Source organism: Rubrimonas sp., from assembly GCF_036788415.1.
Classification (GTDB): domain Bacteria; phylum Pseudomonadota; class Alphaproteobacteria; order Rhodobacterales; family Rhodobacteraceae; genus Rubrimonas.
The window spans coordinates 1-17,715 of the sequence record NZ_DAIQNN010000018.1 but is presented as its reverse complement, the minus strand read 5'-3'; the positions used below and the strand labels follow the sequence as shown (position 1 = coordinate 17,715).

The following is a 17,715-nucleotide window of genomic DNA, read 5'->3' as shown; positions in this document are numbered from 1 at the left end:
GTGGGCGCGGCGGTGGAGGGAGCAGCTGCGTGGGGCGCGACGCCTGCGGCGGAGCGCGCCGCTATCCTGCGCCGCGCCGCCGACCTCTACGAGGCGCATATGCCGGAGTTCCTCGCGCTGGCGGCGCGGGAGGCGGGCAAGACGCTCGCCGACGGCGTGGCGGAAGTCCGCGAGGCGGTCGATTTCCTGCGCTACTACGCAGCCGGCGCTGCGGCGGCGGAGCGCGACGGCGACGGCCCGCTCGGCGCGGTGGTCTGCGTCAGCCCATGGAACTTCCCGCTCGCGATCTTCACCGGGCAAGTCGCGGCGGCGCTGGCGGCGGGGAACGCCGTCCTCGCCAAGCCCGCCGAGCAGACCCCGCTGATCGCCGCCCGCGCAGTGGAGTTGATGCGCGAGGCCGGGGTTCCGTCCGCCGCGCTCCAGCTTCTCCCCGGCGACGGCCCCGGCGTCGGCGGCCCGCTCTGCGCCGATCCGCGCATCGGCGGGGTTTGCTTCACCGGCTCGACCGAGGTCGCCCGCCTCATCCATCGCGCTCTGGCCGACAATGCGCCCGCGGACGCCGCGCTGATCGCCGAGACCGGCGGCCTCAACGCCATGATCGTCGACAGCACGGCGCTGCCCGAGCAGGCGGTGCGCGACATCGTCGCCTCGGCTTTCCGCTCGGCGGGCCAGCGCTGCTCGGCGCTGCGGATGCTCTATGTGCAGGAGGAGGCCTGCGAGCGGCTGCTGACGATGCTGTTCGGCGCGATGGACGCGCTGGAGATCGGCGACCCCTGGGCGCTCGACGCGGATGTCGGCCCGGTGATCGACGAGCAGGCGCGCGCCGACATCGAGAGCTATATCGAGGCGCAGGCGGCGGCGGGGCGCGTGCTGAAACGGCTTCAGGCGCCGATGCGGGGCCTGTTCGTCGGCCCGACGGTTATCGAAGTGGAGGGGATCGCGGCGCTCGAGCGCGAGGTGTTCGGCCCGGTGCTGCATGTCGCCCGCTTCCGCGCCCGCGACCTCGACCGGGTGATCGACGCGGTGAACGCTTCGGGCTACGGGCTGACCTTCGGACTGCACAGCCGCATCGACGCCCGCGTGCGGCGCGTCGCAGAGCGCCTTCATGTCGGCAACGTCTATGTCAACCGCAACCAGATCGGGGCGGTCGTCGGCTCGCAGCCCTTCGGCGGCGAAGGGCTGTCGGGAACGGGGCCGAAGGCGGGCGGGCCATTCTATCTGCGCCGGCTCCGGCGCGCGCCGTCGCAGGAAACTCCCGAGGCGGAAGACGCGCAGCAGATCGACGCGACCGCCGCGCAGGCCGGGCTCGCGACGCTCGCCGCGCGCGGATCGGCCGAACGGCCCGACATCCGCAAGGCGCTGGCCGCCGCGCTGGCCGGCGCCGAAGGGCCGGTCGCCGAGGCGCTCGCGGCGCTCGACCGCTTCGACCCCGGCCCGTTCGAGATGCCGGGGCCCACCGGCGAGAGCAACCGCCTGACCCTGCATCCCCGCGGAACCGCCCTGTGCCTCGGCCCCGACGCGCGGACCGCGCTCGCGCAGGCCGTTCTGGCGCTGGGGACGGGCTGCGGCGCGCTGATGATCGCGCCCGGCGCCCCCGAGGCGGCGGCGGCGCTGCGGGCGGCGGGTGCGCCGGTCGCGGCGCTGGACGGCGCGATGGCGCCCGAGGCGCTCGCGACGCTGCAGGGCTTCGCGCTGGTCGCCGATGCGGGCGGCCCGGAGCGCGGGCGCGCCCTGCGCCGGGCGCTCGCCGCGCGCGACGGCCCGATCCTGCCGCTGGTCCGCGACCTGCGGTCGCCGGAGCGGTTCGTGGTGGAGCGCCATCTCTGCGTCGACACCACCGCCGCCGGCGGCAATGCGGCGCTGCTCGCGAATTCCTGACGCTCAGAGCCCGACCAGCGCCGGCGCCAGCCGCACCGCCGCGCGCACCCCGTCGACCAGATGCGGCGCGCCCGGCCCCAATTGCGCACTCAGCCGCGCGCGCAGCGCGTCGGCCAGCGCCCCCATCCCGGCGCAGCCCAGCGCCACGGCGGCGACGCCGTCCTCGGCCTGCGCCCGCGCGATCTCGGCGGCGACGCGTTCGGTCGCCGTCGGGTCTGCCTCGAGCGCGAGCACCGGCACGCCGCTCGCCCGCACCCGCGCGCAAGAGGCGGCGAGCCCGCAGGCGATGAGATTTCCCTCGATGACGGGGATCGATACGGCGAGCGTCGTAACCACCGAGAACCGCCCCCCGAGGAGCGCCGCCGCGTGAAACGCCGCCTGCCCGATCCCCAGCACCGGCCCGCCGAAGGCCGCGCGCGCCTCGGCGAGGCCGGTGTCGTCGAAACAGGCGACGATGGCCGCGTCGAAGCCCTCGGCGCGGCCCTTGGCGATCTCGGCGAGCAGGCCGGGGATCGCCGCCTCGCCGTCCTCCGCGCCCTGAATGGCGGGCGGACCCGACAGCGAGGTGCGCGCGACGATCGCGACGCCCGCCGGGGCGGCCTCGACGGCGATGCGCGCGACGGCGTCGGTCATCGCCTGCGTGGAGTTGGGATTGACGATCAGAAGCCGCATAGCGCTCAGGCGCGCCGCCGGCGCGCGAGCCAGAAGATCAGCAGCGCGCACAGGATCACCGCCATCGAGAACACGGTGGTCAGCGTGCCGAGCGCATAGAGCACGGGCGTGGTGACGTTGGTCGTCATGCCGAAGATCTCGAGCGGCAGGGTGTTGTAGCTGCCCGCCGTCAGCAGCGTGCGGGCGAATTCGTCATAGCTCAGCGTGAAGCCGAACAGCGCCACCCCGATCAGCGCCGGCGCGATGATCGGCAGCACGACATGGCGCACCGTCTGCCAGGGAGAGGCGCCGAGGTCGCGCGCGGCCTCCTCATAGGATTTGTCGAAGCGGTTGAACACGGCGAACATGATCAGCAGGCCGAAAGGCAGCGTCCATGTCAGCTGCGAGCCGAAGCCGGAGGTCGCCCAGTGCACCGGCCATTCGAGGATGTTGAAGATCAGCCCCACGCCCAGCGAGACGAGGATCGACGGGATGATCAGGCTCGCCACCGCCAGATAGAACAGCACGTTCGCGCCGAGGAACCGGCGGCGGAACGCCAGCCCCGCCATCACCGAGACGACGACCGTCGTGACCATCACCGCCAGCCCCAGCGCCAGCGAGCGGCGGAACGAGCCCCAGATGTCGCCCACCGCCTGCTGCTCGAACAGATTGACGAACCAGTGCGTGGAGACCCCGTTCATCGGGAAGGTCAAGCCCCCTTGCGGCCCCTGAAAGGACAGGATCGCGATGGTCAGCGTCGGCCCGTAGAGAAACAGCACGAACAGCGCGAAGAAGGCGGCGAGAAAATAGAAGGAGCGCGGGCGTTTCTCCATCGCTCAGAGCTCCTTGCGGATGTCGACGGCGCGCAGCATCGCGGCGATCATCATCAGCACGACGACCAGCAGCAGCACGGCGCTGGCCGAGGCGGCGGGGTATTGCAGCAGCGCGATCTCGTTGGAGATCACCCGGCCCACCGAGGCCGACTGCCCGCCCGACATGAAGCGCACGGTGATGAAATCGCCCATCACCAGCGTGACCACGAAGATCGAGCCGATCATGATGCCGGGCTTGGTCAGCGGAATGATCACGTTGGTCAGGATCTGGAAGCCCGAGGCGCCGGCGTCGCGCGCCGCCTCGATCAGCGCGCGGTCGATGCGCATCATGGTGTTGAAGATCGGGACCACCATGAACAGCGTGTAGAGATGCACGAAGGCCAGCACCACGGCGAAGTCGGAGAACAGCAGCCATTCGAGCGGCGCGTCGATCAGGCCCAACTCCATGAGCGTCGAATTGGCGATGCCGTTGCGGCCGAGAAACGGGATCCACGAGATCATGCGGATGATGTTCGAGGTCCAGAACGGGATGGTGCACAGCAGGAACAGCCCGATCTGCCAGGACAGGCTGCGCACATGGAAGGCGAGGAAATAGGCGACCGTGAAGCCGATTGTCAGCGTGAAGAACCACGTCAGCGCGACATAGGTGAATGTCTTGAGATAGACGGACAGCGTGACCGGCGAGGTCAGCAGGAAGTCGTAGTTCTCCAGCGTGAATTCCGGGTGGAAGGAGAACTCGGTCTGAGTCCAGAAGCTGACGACCGCGACGGTCGCGATCGGCAGGACGAGGAAGAACGCCAGGACCAGCGCGAGCGGGGCCGCGAGCAGCCAGGACGACAGGGCGGCGGGCAGTCTGGCGAGGGCGTGCATCGCGTCTCCGGGGGGCGGGGCCGTGGACCCCTCCCCGCTGCGGGGGAGGGGCGGTCGCGTCGCAGCGGGATCAGGCCGCGATGAACTCGTTCCACTTGCGGACGAGATAGGTGTTCTCGTCCATCACCGCGTTCCAGCAGGCGACCGAGCCCATGCGGTCGTAGAAGGAGCCGCCGTCGCGGATTGCGCCGGCGCTCTCCATCTTCACGCCCTGCGGGTTGACGATGTCGCCCTGCGCCGGCTTGCCCTCGAACCAGTAGCCCCACTCGTCCTCGGTCATGAACAGCTTGGACGTCTCGGGCACGGCCGAGTAGTAGCCCTGCCGCATCAGGAAGCCGCCGACCCAGCCGGAGAGATACCAGTTGATGTACTCGTAGGCCGCATCGAGTTCGAGCCCGGTGAGGTTCTTCGACAGCCCGATGCCGCCGCCCCAGGACCGGTAGCCCTCCTTCAGCGGCTGATACACGCAAGGGATGCCCTTGGAGCGGACGGCGGTGATCGCCGGCGACCACATCGACTGGATCACCACCTCGCCCGAGGCCATCAGGTTCACCGACTCGTCGAAGCTCTTCCAGAAGGCGCGGAACTGCCCGTCCTTCTTGGCCGCGGTGAGGATCGCCATCGTCTTGTCGATCTCCTCCCGCGTCATGTTCCCCTTGTCGCCGTACTGGATCTCGCCCATGGCCTCGCAGACCATCGCGGCGTCCATGATGCCGATGGCGGAGATGTCGAGGATCGAGGCCTTGCCGCGGAATTCGGGGTTCAGCAGCTCCGCCCAGCTCTCGATGGGGCGGCCGATCAGGTCGGGGCGGATGCCGAGCGTGTCGGCGTTGTAGATCGTCGGGATCAGCGTCATCCAGCCCGACTCTTCCTGCACGAAGGTCTTGGAACCGGGGCCTTCGACGAAGCCCACCGAATGGGGCGCCGTGCCCTGCGCGATGGTGCTCTCGGGCGTCAGCTTGCCGTCGCGGAAGATGCCGACGATCTTGTCGTAATTGGCGATCTTGCTGGTGTCCATCGCCTGAAGGTTGCCCGAGGGCCAGACCTTCTTGCAGATCCAGTACTCGATGTCGGCGATGTCGAAGCTGCCGGGCTGGGTGGCGGCGCGCTGGGTGACGCTGTCGCTGTCGAGCGCGGTCATCTCGAGGGTGAAGCCGAGATCCTCCTTCACCTTCTGCGCCACCTCGTTGAGGTTCGACACGCCGGTGCCGAACTGGCGCAGCGTGACGTCCTTGATGTTCTGCGCCCAGATCATCGGCGCGGGGAAGGCCGTGGCGGCGGCGCCGACAGCGGCGGTCTGGAGCAGCTTGCGGCGGCTCAGGCCCTTGGCGGTGGTCTCGGTCATGCGGTCGTCTCCCTGTTCTGGTTGGGTCGTCATTCGGCCAGCGCGTGCTGGTCGGCCTCGCGCCACGTCACCGACACGGCGTCGCCCGGCGCGAAGGGGTCGGCGAAGAACGCGGCGTCGGGGATGGTGGCGGCGAGGTCGTGGTCTTGCAGCGTGCGCAGCGCCAGCGTGACGGTCGGGCCCTGGAACTCGGCGCCCGCGACGATGGCCGAGAGCGCGCCGTTCGGCGCGCCGCCGACGGCGGCGCGGCTGACCTGGGTGCGATCGCAGCGCAGCGCGATCTTGCCGCGGTCGAGCTGGATCACGTTGTGCCCGCCCATGAAGCGCGCGACGAATTCGGTGCGCGGCGCGTCGAACACCTCGCGCGGCGAGCCGGACTGCTCGATGCGGGCGTTGTTCATCAGCACGATGTCGTCGGCGAGCGCCAGCGCCTCGTCCTGCCCGTGGGTGACGTGGATGAAGGTGACGCCGAGTTCGCGCTGCAGTCGCTTGAGCTCGGCGCGCATGCGGATGCGCAGGAAGGGGTCGAGGGCGGAGAGCGGCTCGTCGAGCAGCAGCACCGAGGGCTCGGTGATCAGCGCGCGGGCGAGCGCCACGCGCTGCTGCTGGCCGCCCGACAGTTGGGCTGGGCGGCGCTCGGCGTAGGGGACCATGTCCACCAGTTCCAAGAGCGCCATCGCGCGGGCGCGGCGGGTCGGCTTGTCCACGCCCTTCATCTTGAGGCTGAAGGCGACGTTGTCGGCGACGCTCAGATGCGGGAACAGCGCGTAGGACTGGAACATCATTGCGGTGCCGCGCGCGGCGGGGGGCCGGTCGGTCACGTTCTCCGCGCCGAGGACGATGTCGCCGCTGGTCACGCTCTCGTGGCCCGCGATCATGCGGAGCGTCGAGGACTTGCCGCAGCCGGACGGGCCGAGCAGACAGCAATAGGCGCCGGCTGGAAACAGATGCGAGATCGCGTCCACCGCCAGCGCCTCGCCATAGCGTTTGGTGACGCTCGCCAGTTCGAGGTCCAGAGCCGTCCGCATGCAGCCTCCGCGTTCAGTCGACCTTTCAATGCAAGGGCGGCGCCAGACGGCTTGCGGCCCGGCAAGCCTCTGATCCGTCGGGCGCGCCGGCGCGCGCGGTCCGCGCGGCGTTCGCCCCAAGCCCATCGGCGCGGCAAACTATGCGCCAATCCGCTCATTAATTGTACACAATCTTCGCTTGGCGCCGGGCGGGTCGCCGCTGCACTCTGGGGAGCCCGAGACCCCAGGAGCGCGCGCATGATTTCGCACGACGCCGCCCTCGCCGACCCGCCCGACGCCGCTTCCGGCGCCGCCGACGCGGCGTCCGAGGCGGTGCGGGCGCGGCTGCTGCGCGCAGTGCTGGCGCATCGGCTGGCGCCCGGCGCCAAGCTCTCAGAAGAGGGCGTGGCTGCGGCCTGCGGCGTCGGGCGGACGGTCGCCCGGGCGGCGCTGCGGGCGCTCGCGCATGACGGGGTGGTCGAGATCGCGCGCAACCGCGGCGCTTTCGTCGCGAGCCCCGCCCCGCGGGAGGCGCGCGAGGTGTTCGAGGCGCGCGCGCTGGTCGAGCCGCATGTCGCGCGGCTGGCGGCGGCGCGCTGCGACGCGGCGGCGCTCGCCCGGCTGCGCGCCCATCTCGCCGAAGAGCGCGCCGCGCTCGACGCGGGCGCGCAGGACCGCGCGGTCTATCTGTCCGGCCAGTTCCACGTGCTGATCGCGGGCGTCGCCGGGCAGCGCACGCTCGCAAGCTTCGTCGCGCTGCTGATCGCCCGTTCCTCGCTGGCCGTCGCGCTCTACTGGCGGCGGGCGGAGGCGCTGTGCCAGTCCTGCGCGCATGACGCTCTGACCGAGGCGCTGGCGCAGGGCGACGCCGCGGGGGCCGAGGCGGCCATGCGCCGCCATCTCGACGACCTCGTGGCGGGGCTCGACTTCTCCCCGCGCGCCGCACCGGCCCGCGATCTGGCGCAGGCGCTGGACATGACTCCGTGACCGCGCGGGCGATGACGCTCGACGAGTTGCGCGACGTGCTCGGCTGGGCGCGGGCGGAGGGCTGGAATCCGGGCTTCGCCGACGCCGAGGCGTTCCATGCGACCGATCCGGAAGGCTTCCTGCTCGCCGAGATCGACGGCGCGCCGGCGGCGGCGATCTCGGTGGTGCGCCATGCGCCGGATGTCGGGTTTCTGGGCCTCTACATCTGCCGCCCGGAGCATCGGGGGCGAGGCGTCGGCTTCGGGCTGTGGAAGGCGGGTATGGCGCGGCTGGAGGGGGTGCGCGTCGGCCTCGACGGGGTGGTGGCGCAGCAGGACAACTACCGCCGCTCGGGCTTCGCGCTGTCGCACCGCAATCTGCGCTTCACCGGACGGCTGGCGGGCGCGCCCTGCGCCGAAGCGCGGCCCATCGACGACGCGCTGCGCGCCGCGATCCTCGCCCGCGACGCGGAGGTCGCCGGTTACGCCCGCCCCGCCTTCCTGCGTGCGTGGATGGCCCCTTGCGCCACCCGCCATGCGCTGGCGCTGGTGCGCGACGGCGCGCTGCGCGGCTACGGCGCGATCCGGGCTTGCGTGGAGGGCTCCAAGATCGGCCCGCTCTTCGCCGAGAGCCGCGCCGAGGCCGAGGCGCTGCTCGGCGCGCTGGCGGCGCTCGCGCCGGAGGGTCCGGTCGCGCTCGACCTCCCTGAGCCCAACGCCGAGGCGGTCGCGATGGTCGAGGCGCTCGGAATGGCGCCCGCCTTCGAGACGGCGCGGATGTGGCGGGGCCCGGCGCCGGCGGAGGATTTGCGGCGCGTCTTCGGCGTCGCGACATTCGAACTGGGCTGATCGCGGTTAGCGGTTGCGGCGCAGCGCCGCGCGCGCTCATATCGGGCAGGGCGCGCGGGCGCCCTGACGCCGGGAGACGCGCATGGGCCTCGACGCCCCTCACGACGCCGATACCGCACCGCCAGTCCTCGAAGTCGTGGGCCTGCGCACCCGCTTCGGCGTGCGCGACGGCGCGATCCATGCGGTGAACGACGTCAGCTTCTCGCTGCGGCCGGGCGAACTGCTTGGCGTCGTCGGCGAAAGCGGCTCGGGCAAGTCGGTCACCATGATGTCGCTGTTGCGCCTCATCCCCTCGCCCCCCGCGCGGATCGAGGCGGAGCGGATCATGTTCGAGGGGCGCGACCTGTCGCGGCTGTCGGAGAAGGAGCTGCGGGGCGTGCGGGGCCGGCGCATCGGCTTCGTCTTTCAGGACCCGATGACCTCGCTCAACCCGGTCTTCACCGTGGGCTTCCAGCTGATGGAGCCGCTGCGGGCGCATCTGGGGATGAGCCGCGCGCAGGCGCGCAAGCGGGCCGCCGAATTGCTGGCGCTGGTCGGGATCCCCAACCCGGAGCCGCGGCTCGACGACTACCCCCACCAGTTCTCGGGGGGCATGCGCCAGCGCGTGATGATCGCCATCGCGCTGGCCTGCGACCCGAAAGTGCTGATCGCCGACGAGCCGACGACCGCGCTCGACGTGACCATCCAGGCGCAGATCCTCGAGCTGGTGAAGGATCTGCGCAGCCGCATCGGGGCTGCGGTGATCTGGATCACGCATGATCTGGGCGTGGTCGCCGGCATCGCCGACCGGGTGATGGTGATGTATGGCGGGCAGGTCGTGGAATACGCCCCCGTGATGGAGCTGTTCGAGCGGCCCACCCATCCCTACACGCGCGCGCTGCTCGAGACGCTGCCGAGCCTCGACGGCGACCGCGCCGACAAGCTCAAGACCATCGCCGGCCAGCCGCCGCTGCTGACGGCGCCGCCCGCCTCCTGCCCCTTCGCCCCGCGCTGCGCGCAGGCGCACGACCGTTGCCGCGCCGCCAATCCGCCGCTGATCGCGGTCGGGCCAGAGCATGGCGCGGCGTGCTGGCTCGCCGAAGGAGGCGCGCATGGCGCTTGACGCGGCGCCAGCGGCGACCGACCCGCTGCTGCGGGTGGACGACCTCGCCGTGCATTTCCCGATCTACAAGGGCGTGTTCCGCCGGCAGGTCGGCGCCGTGCGGGCGGTGGACGGGGTGAGCTTCGAGATCCGCCGCGGCGAGACGCTGGGGTTGGTCGGCGAATCGGGCTGCGGAAAATCCACCACCGGGCGCGCGATCCTGCGGCTCTACGAGCCGACGCGCGGGCGCATCCTGTTCGAGGGGCGCGACATCGCAAGCCTCAAGGGCGAGGCGCTGCGCAAGGCGCGGCCTCGGATGCAGATGATCTTCCAGGACCCGCAGGCCTGCCTGAACCCGCGCATGACTGTGGGCTCGATCATCGCAGAGCCGCTCGACGAGCATGGCCGCGTCGCCGAGCGGCAGGCGCGGGTGGCGGAGCTGCTCGACGCGGTCGGCATGAACCCCAGCTTCGCCAACCGCTACCCGCACGAGTTCTCGGGCGGACAGCGCCAGCGCATCGGGATCGCGCGGGCCTTGGCGCTCTCGCCCTCCTTCATCGTCGCCGACGAGCCGATCGCGGCGCTCGACGTCTCGATCCAGGCGCAGGTGGTCAATCTGATGGAGGAGCTGCAGGACCGGCTGGGCCTGACCTATCTGTTCATCAGCCACGACCTCAGCATGGTGCGCCACATCTGCGACCGGGTGGCGGTGATGTATCTGGGCGGCGTGGTCGAGCTCGCCGACCGCGACAAGCTCTACGGGAGCCCGAAGCACCCCTACACGCAGGCGCTGCTCTCGGCGGTGCCGATCCCCGACCCCAAGGTCGAGGCGACGCGCAAGCACATCATCCTGACCGGCGACGTGCCGAGCCCCGCCAACCCGCCTTCGGGCTGCCGCTTCCGCACGCGCTGCCCGATCGCCAAGCCGTTGTGCGCCGAGGAGGCGCCGGCCTTCCGGAAACTCGCCGACGGGCGGTCGGTCGCCTGCCATTTCGCCGAGTAGCCGCCCTTCCCGCCGCGCGCGCGCACTTCTATGGTCGCGCGCTGTCTGGGGTCAGGAGGGAGAGCGAGGATGCGGACGCCGCTGATCGGCGTGGTGATGGGCAGCCGGTCGGACTGGCCGACGATGCGCGCCGCCGCCGACCTGCTCACCGAATTCGACGTGCCGCACGAGGCGAAGGTGGTCTCGGCGCACCGCACCCCCGATCGCCTGTTCGCCTATGCCGACGCCGCCGCCGGGCGGGGCTTGCGGGCGATCATCGCGGGCGCGGGGGGGGCTGCGCATCTGCCGGGGATGCTGGCGGCGAAAACGCGAATTCCCGTGCTCGGCGTGCCGGTGCAGAGCCGCGCGCTCTCGGGGCTCGACAGCCTGCTCTCCATCGTCCAGATGCCCCGCGGCGTGCCGGTGGGGACGCTCGCCATCGGCGAGGCGGGGGCGGCCAATGCCGCGCTGCTCGCGGTGGCGATGCTGGCGACGACCGACCCGGAGCTTGCGGCGCGGCTCGACGCCTGGCGCGCGGCGCAGAGCGCGGCGGTGGCGGAGAGCGTCGAGGATGTCTGAGCGGATCGGCCCCGGCGGGACTGTCGGGATACTCGGCGCAGGCCAGTTGGGGCGGATGCTCGCCATCGCGGCGGCGCGGATGGGGCTGAAGGCGCGGCTCTACGCGCCGGAGGCCGATCCGCCTGCGGCGGACGTCGCCCCGGTGATTCGCGGCGACTGGGACGACGCCGACGCGCTGCGGCGCTTCGCGGCGTCGGTGGACGTGGTCACGCTGGAATTCGAGAACGTGCCGGTGGCGGCGGTAGAGACGCTCGCGCCGCTCGTCTCGGTGCGGCCCGGCGCGCGCGCGCTCGCCGTCGCGCAGGACCGGCTCGACGAGAAGCAGTTTCTCAACGCGGCAGGCGTCGGCACGGCGGGTTTCGCGCCAGTGGACGACGCCGACAGCCTGCGCGCGGCGCTGGCGGCGCTCGGCCTTCCCGCGATCCTCAAGACCCGCCGCATGGGCTATGACGGCAAGGGTCAAGCCCGCATCGACCGGCCCGATCAGGCCGAAGCGGCGCTCGCCGCGATGGACGGCCAGCCTGCGATCCTCGAAGCGGTGGCGCTCTTCGCCCGCGAGATCTCGGTGGTGGCGGCGCGCGGCGCGGATGGCGGCTTCGCGGCTTACGACCCCGCCGAGAACATCCATCGCGGCGGCATATTGCGCCGCAGCGCCGCGCCCGCCGCCATCGACGCGGAAACGGCGGCGCGCGCGCAGGGGATCGCGCGGGCGATCCTCGACGCGCTCGATTATGTCGGCGTGATGGGGGTGGAGCTTTTCCACATGCCGGACGGGCGGCTTCTGGCCAACGAGATCGCCCCGCGCGTGCACAACACCGGCCACTGGACCATCGAGGCCTGCGCCGTGGACCAGTTCGCCCAGCATGTCCGCGCGGTGTGCCTCTGGCCGCTCGGCGACCCCGCGCGCCATGCCGACGCGGTGATGGAGAACCTGATCGGCGACGAGGCCTTGGGCTGGGCGCGCATCGCCGCCGAACCGGGCGCGGCGCTGCACCTCTACGGCAAGGCGGAGGCGCGCCCGGGGCGCAAGATGGGGCATGTGACGCGGCTGAGCCCCCTCGGGAAGGGCTGAGCCGCGCTCAGTTGCCGTCGAGGCGGCTGCGCCAGGCGCGATAGAGCCGCTCGCCGATCATGCAGTCGATGCGCGTCGAGGCGGCGCGGATCAGCCGCGCCGGCGGCTGGACGCCCGCGATCTCCATGATCAGCTTGGTGCGAACCGCATCGACGAAGCGTTCGGGGCCGAGGACCGGCAACACGAAGGCGGTCGGGCCGCCGATCACGCATTCCTCGTAATAGATGTCGAGATCGGGAATCGAGAACAGCATGTCGGGCCGCTTGAACATCAGCGGCAGACCGTTGATCTCGACGCCCTGCGCGAGCGCCGCGTCGCGCGCCTGCTCGACGGGCACGCCCAGATTGTTCGGCCCGTCGCCCGAGACGTCTATGACGCGGCGGTCCGCCGGGGGCGCCGCCCCGAGCAGGTCGAGGCCGAAGGCGATGGCGCCCGAGATCGAGGTGCCCCGCCCGCTGCGCAGCGGCGCGAAGGCGAGGCGCTGGGCGAAGGCGGCGGCGTCCTCCGGCGTCGCGATCACCGTCCAGGGCGCGACGACCGTCTGGCTCCATGGCCCGGCCCATTCGAAATAGGTCAGCGCGATTCGCCCGCGCGCGCCGCGGGCGATGGCGTCGAGCACTGCCGGGTGTTCGAGCGCCGCCACATAGCCGTCGCGCTGGGCGCGCAGCTCGTCCTGATCCATCGACAGCGAGATGTCGACCGCGAGCGCCAGCGCGACGTCCACAGGCTCCGCCGCCCGGAGCGGGACCGCGAGTGCGAGCAGCGCCGCAAGGGCGTGGCCGAGGCGTCGGAGACAATCCATCGCCGACAAGGTAGCGGCTCGACCGCGTCGGTTCAAATCCCGCGCGCGGCCCTCGGCGCCGCTCCGAACGGTCAGTGCAGCCGCGCTCCGAGCGGGGCGTCGGCGTCCGGCGCGACGAGGATCACCGCGCCGTCGGCGTCCGCCACGCCGAGCGTCAGCGCTTCGGAGCGGAACGGGCCGATCTGGCGCGGCGGCAGGTTCACCACGCCCATCACCAGCCGCCCGATCAGCGTCTGCGGCGCGTAACGCTCGGTGATTTGCGCCGAGCTCTTGCGCACGCCGATTTCCGGGCCGAAATCGATCCACAACCGGAACGCCGGCTTGCGCGCCTCGGGGAATGGCTGCGCGTCGATCACCCGGCCCAGCCTGATGTCGAGCTTCAGGAAATCCTCGATGCCGATCTCGCCCACGCTCCGCCCTCCCGCCTGCGCCCAGCGCGAATCATAAGGCCGCCCGCCGGCGAGGGCGAGCGGCCTCAAGATGTCCGCAGCGCGCGCGGCGCGCCGCAGCGATCGGATCACATCTTCGGCGCGAGGGCCTGCAGCTCGGCGATGCTCTCCTTGACGCGGGCCGAGACGATCGCGAACGCCTCTTCATTGGCCTTCTTCGCGGCTTCGGCGAGCTCGGTCATGTTGGCGAGCGCCTTCTCGAAGGCGACCTTGTAGAGGTCGGCCTGCTTGGCGGCGCTGTCGGGGCTCATGCCTTCGCCCATCGCGGCGATCTGCGCCTGCGCGGTGTGCATCGTCTCTTCGAAGATCGCCATCTGCTTCTTGAAGAAGTCCTGATAGCCGGCGGCGGCGGCCTGATTGGCGGCGACCAGCGCTTCGACGTTCTTCTTCTGGGTCTCCATCATGGCCTGCGGGTCGAAACCCGGCAGCTTCATGGTCTCGAACATCTTCGTCATGTCGGGAACCTTGAACATCTCGGCCATCTTCTCGGCGTCGAACGGGAACATGCCCTTTTCGAACATGGCGTCTCTCCTTGTGTCTGCGCGCTGGCGCGTCGCGCGCCGCGCTGTGGAGGGACGCTGACGGCCGCCCCTTTCCGACACCCAATATTGTGCAGTGCACAAAAAATTGCAAGGGGCTCGGCTGCGACGGATCAGCCGCCGAGTTCGCGGCTGCGGGCTGCGGCGGCGGCGACGGTGCGGCGCATCAGCGGCGGCAGTCCGGTCTCTGGGTCCATCAGCGGGCCGAGGCCGGCCTGCGTCGTGCCGCCGGGGCTGGTGACGGCGCGGCGCAGCGCCTCGGCCGTCTCGGCGCTGCGCCACGCCAGTTCGCCCGCTCCGCAAACCGTGGCCCGGGCGAGCCGCATCGCGAGGTCTTCGGGCAGGCCTTCGGCGACCCCTGCGCCGGCGAGCGCCTCGATCATGTGGAACACATAGGCCGGGCCGGAGCCCGACAGGGCGGTGACCGCGTCCATCTGCGCTTCGGTTTCGAGCGGCGCCGTTTCGCCGACCGCGCCGGCGAGCCCCTCGGCCAGCGGCATGAAGCGGGCTCCCGCAGCGTTTGCGATCAGCGCGGTAGCGCCTCGCCCGACCGCGGCGGGGGTGTTGGGCATGGCGCGCACGATGGGCGTCTCCGCCCCGAGCGCCGCCTCGAACCAGGCGAGCTTGAGCCCGGCGGCGATCGAGAGAAACAGCGTCTCGCCGCCGGCCAGCGGCGCGAGCGGGGCCAGCGCCTCGGCCATCATCTGCGGCTTCACGGCGAGGACGACCGCCGCCGGCGCGGCGGGGAGCGGGCCGTTGACCTGAGCGCCGCGGGCGGAGAAATCCGCAACGGCGTCAGAGGGATGCGGCTCCTGGACGTGCGCCGCCGAGGGCGGAAGGCCGGCGGCGAGCCAGCCTTCCAGCAGCGCGCTTCCCATCTTGCCGCAGCCGAGCAGAACCACGCCCCGCCCGGCGACCTGCGCCAGATCCGCCGTCATCGCGGCCTCCCTCCTTCGAGAGGCCGCAGCTGCGTCAGGCGCGGCCGTAGGCCTCGTGCATGGCGACGCCCATCGCCTTTTCGGCGGTCTCCTCGCCCCAGGCGACGAGCTGGAAGGCGGGATAGAACCGCTCGCAGGCGCCGACCGCGGCGCGCAGCATGGCGTCGATCTGGCCCGCCGTCGGCTGGGCGCCGCCGGCGAGCGTGAGGGCGTAGCGATAGACCATCAGCTGCTGGTCGCGCCAGAGGCTGAAGCCGCCGGTCCAGCAGGCGTCGTTGGCGCGGGCGATCACATCGGCGAGTTCGGCGAGCCGGGCCTCGGGCGGGTCCATCTCGAAGCTGCAGATCAGGCGCAGCGTGTCGTCATGGCCGGCCCAGGCCAGCGAGATCGAGTAGGTGCGCCACTGACCTTCGACCGCCATCGCGATCTGGTCCTCGCAGACGCGATCGAAATCCCAGTCGCGGTGTTCGGCCAGAGTCTCGACGATGTCGATGGGGTGGAGATCGTCAGTCAGGACTGCGTGCTCGACGGCTTCCATGCCTCGCGCTCCTGTTGTTGCGCCCCGCAGGGAAGGCATCCCCTAGGGGCAGTGCGGACCGCCTACTGGTCGCGGGGTCTTTCGCCCCGTCCCACGACATATGGTGGGGGAGAATCCGCCCGCGTGCAAATGCTGAATTGCGACGCTTTCGTGGAATCTGCGCGCAAGGCGACGCAGTTCGCGGCGCGCCGCGTCGGACTTCCGTCGGACTCTTGTCGGACAAACGTCTGACATTCGTCGGACTTCCGTCGGACAAATGTCGGACAGGGGGCGACCGGTCCGCGCCGGGGCGGACCGCCGCTCGGAGAGGGTCGGAGGTCAGTCGGAGGTCTTGTCGCTCGCCTTGGTCGCGCGGCGCTTCTCGACGGCGGCGAGACGGTCGGCGAGGGCGGCGATCTCGGCGCGCAGCGCCTCGTTCTCCTCGCGGGCCTTCTGGGCCATGTCGCGCGCGGCCTCGAACTCCTCGCGCGTCACAAGATCGGCGTCGGCGATGAAGCGCTCGACCCGCCCGCGCACCAGCGTCTCGGCTTCCTCGCGCATGCCCTGCGCGACGCCCGCGGCGTTGGTCATCAGCTTGGAGAGATCGTCGAACAGCTTGCTGCGGGTCTGCATGGGGGCCTCCTGTCACGCCTCGCCTATATGCGCGCGCGGGGGCTTCGGGGCAACCGGTTTGGGGCCGGCGGGCGTGTCGTCTGCGCGCCCGGCGCGGCTGCGCCCGCGACGGAGGATGCGGTTCGCGGCGTGGGGCTCTGGCGGATTTGCGCACGAAAGGGTCACTCGCGGCGATGCTCCACAGAGCCTAAGCTGGCATGGAAAGCTGCCGTTCGCCTGACCCTACGGCATGGTCGGCAGTACGGACATTGCTGTCGTTCGGATTCCGGCGACGGCCGGCAGAAACGTATATTGAGCGGTCGTTCGCAAACGGTGGGGTGATCCGCAGAAATCTGCGTGGCTACACGACAGCCGCTGCCGGCACGGGCGTAGAACGCCTGACCCGCAGGACCTGTCAGTCGATTGAAGAGGCGAATCGTAGGGCAGTGCAGATATGCCTATTAGGGTCTGCTGAACAAACTTGAGGGAAGAGCACCCATACCCAGCACGCCCATGTTCACAGAAGCCGCTTGCCCGATCCCGCTCGCGCCGCCGCTTCGCCCCTTCCGGCGCGAGGATGCGGCGGTCGTCGCGCGGCTCAACAACGCAGCCTCGGGCGGCATCCTCCTGCACCACTGGCAGGAGAAGGCTGGCGCTGAGGGTGATCCGTGGGAAATCGGCCGCCTCCGCCAGATCGGCCGCATGGAAGACGGACAGACCATGGTCGTCGTGGATCGAGGCGAGGGCGTCGAGGCGGTATTGTTGGGGAATCCTATTGGGCTGGAGCCCATGGAACTCGCTGAGGCCGGCATCTACCTCCCCGTTCTCGAGCTTCAAAATCTCGTCCTCGGCAGCTGGTACCTCAACGACCTCGCCACTGTCGAGAGCGCCCGCCGCCAAGGCCTCGCCCGCCGACTGCTCGACACAGCCGAGGCCATCGCCCGCGCCGGCCGCCACGATCTGATCTGCTTAGTCGTCTCCGACGCCCACGCTCCAGCGCGCGCGCTCTACGCCGCCTATGGCTACACCGAGATGGCCCGCCGCCCCATCCTTAAGGGTGGCTGGGACGGCCCGGGGAACGACTGGATCCTGCTGACGAAACCGCTTTAGCCAAGGCACCTTTCCCCAAGGCACCGTCCCCTCGCAGAGCGGGACCGCGCCACCCTCTCGCGTTTCAAAACACGGCTTCGGCAGCTCTCTCTGTGTCGTTGACAGCCGCGAATGGCCGAAGTCCGCGCACCTCGACCATTCGTGCGCCGTGCAGTATCAGCCACTCTGGGCTCGCTGCCGCCGTTGCCGGAGCGAGCACGAGCGGCCGGTCCTGCGCGGCAAATGCCGGGCAAGGCCGTGACCCTCGAACGGCGGGAGTTCGCGCCCCCCCGCCGCTCAATGCGCGCTCGCCCAGTCCGGCCCCTTGCCCGCCTCGACCGCCAGCTTCGGATCGAGCCGCACCGCAGGCTCCGCCGCGCCTTCCATGATCTCGCGGGCCAGCGCGATCACCGCGTCGGCTTCCGCTTCGGGCGCTTCGAACAGCAGTTCGTCATGCACCTGCAGCAGCATCCGCGCCCGCAGCCCTTCGCGTTTCAGCGCCGGCGGGATGCGGATCATCGCGCGGCGGATCACGTCCGCCGCCGTGCCCTGGATCGGCGCGTTGATCGCGGCGCGATAGGCGAAGGCGGCGCGCGGGCCGCTGGCGTTGATCTCGGGCGTGTGGATGCGGCGGCCGAACAGGGTCTCGACGTAGCC

General features: G+C 71.1%; 20 protein-coding genes. 8 read left to right on the top strand and 12 right to left on the bottom strand.

What is annotated here, in order from left to right; genetic code table 11:
* Positions 1-1,878, top strand: a 1,878-nt coding sequence (locus V7Q31_RS06840; RefSeq protein ID WP_333832945.1) for an L-glutamate gamma-semialdehyde dehydrogenase, incomplete at its 5' end; no start/stop codon positions are given.
* A 3-nt stretch (positions 1,879-1,881) separates the two neighbouring features.
* Here the strand turns inward: V7Q31_RS06840 and V7Q31_RS06835 are convergent.
* From V7Q31_RS06835 to V7Q31_RS06815, 5 genes are all read right to left on the bottom strand, one after another.
* Positions 1,882-2,550 (bottom strand): aspartate/glutamate racemase family protein, encoded by a 669-nt coding sequence (locus V7Q31_RS06835; RefSeq protein WP_333832944.1) that lies wholly within the window; start codon positions 2,548-2,550, stop codon positions 1,882-1,884.
* A 5-nt stretch (positions 2,551-2,555) separates the two neighbouring features.
* Positions 2,556-3,362: an ABC transporter permease gene (locus tag V7Q31_RS06830; RefSeq protein WP_333832943.1), complete on the bottom strand. Its 807-nt coding sequence runs from the start codon at positions 3,360-3,362 to the stop codon at positions 2,556-2,558.
* A 3-nt stretch (positions 3,363-3,365) separates the two neighbouring features.
* Complete coding sequence (locus tag V7Q31_RS06825) at positions 3,366-4,232, bottom strand: ABC transporter permease (protein ID WP_333832942.1); 867 nt, start codon at positions 4,230-4,232, stop codon at positions 3,366-3,368.
* Between the two features lie 70 nt (positions 4,233-4,302).
* Positions 4,303-5,577, bottom strand: a complete 1,275-nt coding sequence (locus tag V7Q31_RS06820; RefSeq protein WP_333832941.1) for an ABC transporter substrate-binding protein — start codon at positions 5,575-5,577, stop codon at positions 4,303-4,305.
* A 29-nt stretch (positions 5,578-5,606) separates the two neighbouring features.
* Positions 5,607-6,605 (bottom strand): ABC transporter ATP-binding protein, encoded by a 999-nt coding sequence (locus tag V7Q31_RS06815; RefSeq protein WP_333832940.1) that lies wholly within the window; start codon positions 6,603-6,605, stop codon positions 5,607-5,609.
* A 237-nt stretch (positions 6,606-6,842) separates the two neighbouring features.
* Between V7Q31_RS06815 and V7Q31_RS06810 the strand changes: the two genes are divergently transcribed.
* The 6 genes from V7Q31_RS06810 to V7Q31_RS06785 all read left to right on the top strand — a co-directional run bounded on the left by V7Q31_RS06810 (position 6,843) and on the right by V7Q31_RS06785 (position 12,112).
* Entirely contained in the window at positions 6,843-7,571 is a 729-nt protein-coding gene (locus V7Q31_RS06810; protein ID WP_333832939.1) for a GntR family transcriptional regulator, read from the top strand.
* Positions 7,568-8,398 (top strand): GNAT family N-acetyltransferase, encoded by an 831-nt coding sequence (locus V7Q31_RS06805; protein ID WP_333832938.1) that lies wholly within the window; start codon positions 7,568-7,570, stop codon positions 8,396-8,398. Before V7Q31_RS06810 ends, V7Q31_RS06805 begins: the two co-directional genes overlap by 4 nt.
* Positions 8,399-8,480: 82 nt before the next feature.
* Positions 8,481-9,500, top strand: a complete 1,020-nt coding sequence (locus V7Q31_RS06800) for an ABC transporter ATP-binding protein (protein ID WP_333832937.1) — start codon at positions 8,481-8,483, stop codon at positions 9,498-9,500.
* A complete protein-coding gene (locus V7Q31_RS06795; RefSeq protein ID WP_333832936.1) occupies positions 9,490-10,482 on the top strand; it encodes an ABC transporter ATP-binding protein in 993 nt (330 codons plus the stop codon). Before V7Q31_RS06800 ends, V7Q31_RS06795 begins: the two co-directional genes overlap by 11 nt.
* Before the next feature lie 69 nt (positions 10,483-10,551).
* The gene (purE, locus tag V7Q31_RS06790) at positions 10,552-11,040 is read left to right on the top strand and encodes a 5-(carboxyamino)imidazole ribonucleotide mutase (RefSeq protein WP_333832935.1); all 489 of its coding nucleotides are present in this window, start codon (positions 10,552-10,554) and stop codon (positions 11,038-11,040) included.
* Positions 11,033-12,112 carry a 5-(carboxyamino)imidazole ribonucleotide synthase gene (locus V7Q31_RS06785; protein ID WP_333832934.1) on the top strand — a complete coding sequence of 360 codons (1,080 nt, stop codon included), beginning with the start codon at positions 11,033-11,035 and terminating at the stop codon, positions 12,110-12,112. Before purE ends, V7Q31_RS06785 begins: the two co-directional genes overlap by 8 nt.
* Before the next feature lie 7 nt (positions 12,113-12,119).
* Here V7Q31_RS06785 and V7Q31_RS06780 read toward each other — a convergent pair whose 3' ends face one another.
* The 6 genes from V7Q31_RS06780 to V7Q31_RS06755 form a co-directional block, all read right to left on the bottom strand.
* Positions 12,120-12,914, bottom strand: a complete 795-nt coding sequence (locus tag V7Q31_RS06780; RefSeq protein ID WP_333832933.1) for a DUF1194 domain-containing protein — start codon at positions 12,912-12,914, stop codon at positions 12,120-12,122.
* A 71-nt stretch (positions 12,915-12,985) separates the two neighbouring features.
* Positions 12,986-13,324, bottom strand: coding sequence for a tRNA-binding protein (locus tag V7Q31_RS06775; RefSeq protein WP_333832932.1), 339 nt, complete (start codon positions 13,322-13,324; stop codon positions 12,986-12,988).
* A 107-nt stretch (positions 13,325-13,431) separates the two neighbouring features.
* Positions 13,432-13,884, bottom strand: coding sequence for a TIGR01841 family phasin (gene phaP, locus V7Q31_RS06770; protein ID WP_333832931.1), 453 nt, complete (start codon positions 13,882-13,884; stop codon positions 13,432-13,434).
* A gap of 131 nt (positions 13,885-14,015) precedes the next feature.
* On the bottom strand, positions 14,016-14,840 hold the full coding sequence (proC, locus tag V7Q31_RS06765; RefSeq protein ID WP_333832930.1) for a pyrroline-5-carboxylate reductase: 825 nt from the start codon (positions 14,838-14,840) through the stop codon (positions 14,016-14,018).
* 34 nt (positions 14,841-14,874) lie between these two features.
* The gene (locus tag V7Q31_RS06760; RefSeq protein WP_333832929.1) at positions 14,875-15,378 is read right to left on the bottom strand and encodes a YbjN domain-containing protein; all 504 of its coding nucleotides are present in this window, start codon (positions 15,376-15,378) and stop codon (positions 14,875-14,877) included.
* A 318-nt stretch (positions 15,379-15,696) separates the two neighbouring features.
* Positions 15,697-15,990, bottom strand: a complete 294-nt coding sequence (locus V7Q31_RS06755) for an accessory factor UbiK family protein (RefSeq protein ID WP_333832928.1) — start codon at positions 15,988-15,990, stop codon at positions 15,697-15,699.
* A gap of 492 nt (positions 15,991-16,482) precedes the next feature.
* On the opposite strand from V7Q31_RS06755, the gene V7Q31_RS06750 reads away from it, so the two are divergent.
* On the top strand, positions 16,483-17,079 hold the full coding sequence (locus V7Q31_RS06750) for a GNAT family N-acetyltransferase (protein ID WP_333832927.1): 597 nt from the start codon (positions 16,483-16,485) through the stop codon (positions 17,077-17,079).
* 276 nt (positions 17,080-17,355) lie between these two features.
* On the opposite strand, the gene V7Q31_RS06745 is transcribed toward V7Q31_RS06750, so the two are convergent.
* Positions 17,356-17,715: DNA polymerase (locus V7Q31_RS06745; RefSeq protein WP_333832926.1), on the bottom strand; the 360-nt coding region annotated here is incomplete at its 5' end.